The sequence below is a fragment of the Butyricimonas hominis genome (assembly GCF_014287455.1).
GTDB lineage: Bacteria > Bacteroidota > Bacteroidia > Bacteroidales > Marinifilaceae > Butyricimonas > Butyricimonas muris.
Genome location: NZ_JACOOH010000022.1, coordinates 1 through 4,156 on the forward strand (window position 1 = coordinate 1; position 4,156 = coordinate 4,156).

Sequence of the window (4,156 nt, forward strand, 5' to 3'; positions counted from 1 at the left end):
TCATCCGGGTAGTCCATGCAGTAGGCTTTCACGCACTCTATATCCAAGTTCTTGAAACGGAAACGGCGAACCGGGTTAGGAGTGGCTATCGTTATGGTTGTGGCAACCTGTTCGGTCAGTCCCATTTTGTTATAGATGTAAGCCCCCGTGATATAGCCGTTCAGTTTTTCAGTCAGGTAGCGGAACTGTTCATCCTGATAGACAGGCAACTTTCCCAGCCCCAGCACTGATTTCTTGGGACGGTAGTACGCCCCCTTTTCAACCCGTACCAGTACCCCTTTGCGGCTCTGTTCGGAGAGCAGCACCGCAACATTGGCGGTCTTTTCCGTTTCAAACGATAAATCCCGGAACGTGAATATACGCCCGGTATCTATCCGTTCAATCTGCCCAAGTATCTCTTTCCTGAATGAAGCCATATTTATGTCCTTTGTTTCTATATGCAAAGATAGTATATTATGTAATCACCTGCAAAAACATAACAAAGATTTTGCCGAAGATGTTTTCTTTTTGTCGTGTCACCTGATAATAGAAGAATAACGGAAACTCAATCAAAGGCTTGCCAAACGCTTCACAAATGGCTCACAAATGGCTCGTTTAAAGCAAGCGATTAACTTCGGTCTGTACCCGTTTTAAATCTCCAACCAACAGTTGGAGATTTACCGCACCCGGATAATTTCAAGCTCCGCAGGACAAATTCGGGCATCCCTTGCCCCCGTTTTTAGTCGCTATCTGTAGACTGGACTATTATTATACCATTCAATAATCAAATCATTATCGTTATTATGGACATTTAAAGTGAAAAAGATATTCCTATAATGATTAAAGCAATAGATGCAAATATGTATCTATATCTTTTTGTAGAAAACATTGCTCCTATACAAGAGATAGATACAGCAAATTGCATACATTTTAAACTTAACTCTGTAGTCTTAAATATACACATAGACAAAAAAGATAATGCCAAAACAAATAGTATAACATTCAATATATATTTCAGTTTCATATTACTTTTAATGTTCCCATGGTTCAGTTTAATCTATTTTCTCTAATTCAATTGTAGCTACTTTCTCTTTATCCGGACTAATTTCATTCTGTATAATGGTTATATGTTTTTGGGTATAGCTTTTGATAATCCAAGGGGCTCCACCCAAATATAAAGCATTGCTATTAAAGGTGATATATTTCCCTTCTATTGTATAAGTAATATCAATTTCATCGTAACCTTCCCAATTTACTTTTCCTTTCCGAGTATCTATAAATTGCATACCGACCCCCATATTTTGTACTGTCCAAGCCTCACAATGCCCTGTTCCACGCCATGAAGTCTGATAAAGTGCTTCGGGGGTTAATTCATTTGTCTGTTCATTATCATCATCGCAGCTTATAAAACTGAATGTACATAGGAATAGCATAAATATTCCAAGAATTTCTTTTGTTTTCATATTCTCTTTTTTATCTCTTGTTTAACTCATTCAATCTTTATTTTGTTTCTTCGTTGAACCAACCAAAGATAAGACAAAGATAAAAAGAAGAATCCTTTGGCAAATTAAGACGCTCTTGGAATATTGTTATGAATGCAAATTTCTAAACCTATGTTTATTTTTTGTTGTCAAAACTTTGCTTGCGTCTTATTCGGCTCATGTGTACGGGTGTAATTTTGAGGTAGGATGCTATTTCTTTTAGTGATACCATTTGGAGGATTGCAGGGCATTTTTTTAAAAGTTGGAGGTAACGCTCTTCCGGTGTGAATCTGAATAAATCCAAATAACGTGAATATGATTGGAAATACATCTGTTCGGCTGCGATACGGGCTATCTGTTGGCTTTCTTTGTTCTCCTCGAATTTTTGCTGTAAGAATGCAGAAGAACAGATGTAAATCTCGCACGGGATTATCGCCTGTATATTCAATTCTGATTTCATGCCATATAAGCAAGTGGGATAATCGGCTATAAATTCATTTGAAAAGGAAAAACCGACATTATACGGCTTGTTTTCTGTCCGGTTGGTGCAACTGTATTTGACTACACCTGACAAGATAAACCCGAAGAAAGAACAGGCATCACCTTCATGGAGAATAAACTCATTCTTTTTATAATGTCGTAACTCTCCATGTTTCAGACACAACTCCTTGAAGAAATCTATGTCTATGTTACTCATATATGAGTTGAATTCGGCTATCATTTGTATATAAGAGAAATGTTTAGAGGTTTTATCCCGATTTAGTTACCGCAACCGGGTAATTACACTAAATAGTTGATTTTCTTTTGTTTTCTGCGGATGCAAAGGTACAAAAGAAAATGATATTTCAGACAGTCTTTTCCGTTTCAAACGACAAATCCCGGAACCTGAATATACGCCCAGTATCTATCCGTTCAATCTGCCCAAGTATCTCTTTTCTGAATGAAGCCATATTTATGTTCCTTGATTTTATTTACAAAGATAGTGTGATATAATTACCATGTAAAAACATAATGAATATTTTGCTGGTGATATTCTAAATTCTGCGAATAATGTTCGCAGTAATTACCGTACCCGGACAATTTCAGACACCGCAGGACAAATTCGGACAGCCCTTGCCGCCCGTCCAAATATAGCATATTTAGTCGCTACCTTTGGGCGGGACTATTCCCGTAACCGCTAAAATTTCAATTATTTATGACAAACAGAATGACCCCGCCCGCAGAGGGGCAGGAAAAAGACGTGCTGCTGGTCTTGGATAAACAGCAGGGCAAGGTGAGTGCCGTTAAGGGTATCGACAAGGAGGGCAATTTGCAGACCGTACCGCCGACACAGGGCGGCGAGTTCATGCAGGTGGACAAGAACAGCGATGTGTTCAGCAACTTCATTTCCAATTTCTTCCGCAAGTTTCAGGACACTTCCGGACTGGAACTTTTCAGTGTCAAGGCTTCCCAAGCGGAGCAGGACGCAAAGGCAATCGAGGACAACCACCGCAACCCCACACCGGAGGGCGGCAAGCGGGCTGAAATGCTTCGAGTTCCGAAGCCCGACTTCCACGAGTTCAAGCAGGGCTACCGCTTCGACCCGGCAAAAATCGACTGGGAGAACCTGAAAAAAGTCGGCATCACCGCCGACACCCTGAAAAACACGAAGGACTTCGACCGGGTGATGCGTGGCTACAAGTCCCGCAACACCTACACCGTTTCGGGGACGGTGGGCGGCTTCTACCTCAAACCTACCGATGTCAAGCTCTCTTTCTATCAGGCAAAGGACGGCACGGTAGTACCCAAGCTGCACGGCGTGCAGCAGGACGAGAAACTGTTGCAACGCCCGTTCCACGAACACGGGTTCACCAAGCAGGAGCAGGGCAACTTGCAAGGCACTGGCAACTTGGGCGGCATCGCTGAAATCAAAGACCCGAAAAACGGCGAGCAAATCCCCGTGTTCGTCAGCCGGGACAGGTACACGCACGAACTGGAGTATATGCGGGCTGACAAGTGGAAATGCCCCGACACCATTTGCGGCGTGAAAGTCAGCCCGGAGCAGAAAGCCGCCTTTGAAGCCGGGCAAGCGGTGAAAATGGAAAACCTGCAATTCAGGGACGGCACGAAACGCAGTGCCTATTTGCAGGTCAGTGCGGTGGAGCGTGGCTTGGAGTTCCTGCCCCGTGCCGCCGTCCAGTTCTTGCTGCAGGGGCAGCAGCCCGCAGAGCAGCAGGTAGCCGGGATAAAGGACGGAAAGGGCGTTGAGTTCAACGGTCATGTGCAGCCCGGCGTACAGGGCAAATCCCCCGACAAGGTGCAGCCGAAAGACGTTACCCCCGCCGCCGAGAGCCGGACGCAGGTAGCGGTCAATTCGGAGGGCAAGACCAACGAAGCCACCAAACAGGGCAAAGAGCCGCTGAAACAGGGTCAGGACAAGCCCACCGCCAAGCAGAAAGAGAAGCAGGAGAAAGCGCAGGACAAGAGTCTGAAAGCGGACAAACCCAAGAAGTCCAGAGGAATGAAAATGTAATATCCACCATTAAAAAGTAAAGAATTATGATTGCATTGATAGCAGAGAAGCCCCGCGTGGCAAAAGACATCGCCCGCATCATCGGTGCGACCGGGCGTAATGACGGTTATCTTTCCGGCAACGGGTATATGGTGACATGGGCGTTCGGCCACTTAATCCAGCTTGCCATGCCGGAAGCCTACGG

The 4,156-nt window shown here is 44.3% G+C and carries 4 protein-coding genes; 1 reads left to right on the forward strand and 3 read right to left on the reverse strand.

Annotation, left to right across the window (positions count from 1 at the left end; genetic code table 11):
• The 3 genes from H8S64_RS21840 to H8S64_RS21850 all read right to left on the reverse strand — a co-directional run.
• Positions 1–416, reverse strand: a 416-nt coding sequence (locus H8S64_RS21840; protein WP_222621231.1) for a DUF6088 family protein, incomplete at its 3' end; no start/stop codon positions are given.
• A 615-nt stretch (positions 417–1,031) separates the two neighbouring features.
• The gene (locus tag H8S64_RS21845; protein ID WP_117749024.1) at positions 1,032–1,442 is read right to left on the reverse strand and encodes a hypothetical protein; all 411 of its coding nucleotides are present in this window, start codon (positions 1,440–1,442) and stop codon (positions 1,032–1,034) included.
• Between the two features lie 154 nt (positions 1,443–1,596).
• On the reverse strand, positions 1,597–2,181 hold the full coding sequence (locus H8S64_RS21850) for a Crp/Fnr family transcriptional regulator (protein WP_117749025.1): 585 nt from the start codon (positions 2,179–2,181) through the stop codon (positions 1,597–1,599).
• Between the two features lie 474 nt (positions 2,182–2,655).
• On the opposite strand from H8S64_RS21850, the gene H8S64_RS21855 reads away from it, so the two are divergent.
• Positions 2,656–3,972: a DUF3945 domain-containing protein gene (locus tag H8S64_RS21855; RefSeq protein WP_186978701.1), complete on the forward strand. Its 1,317-nt coding sequence runs from the start codon at positions 2,656–2,658 to the stop codon at positions 3,970–3,972.
• Positions 3,973–4,156 lie beyond the last annotated feature (184 nt).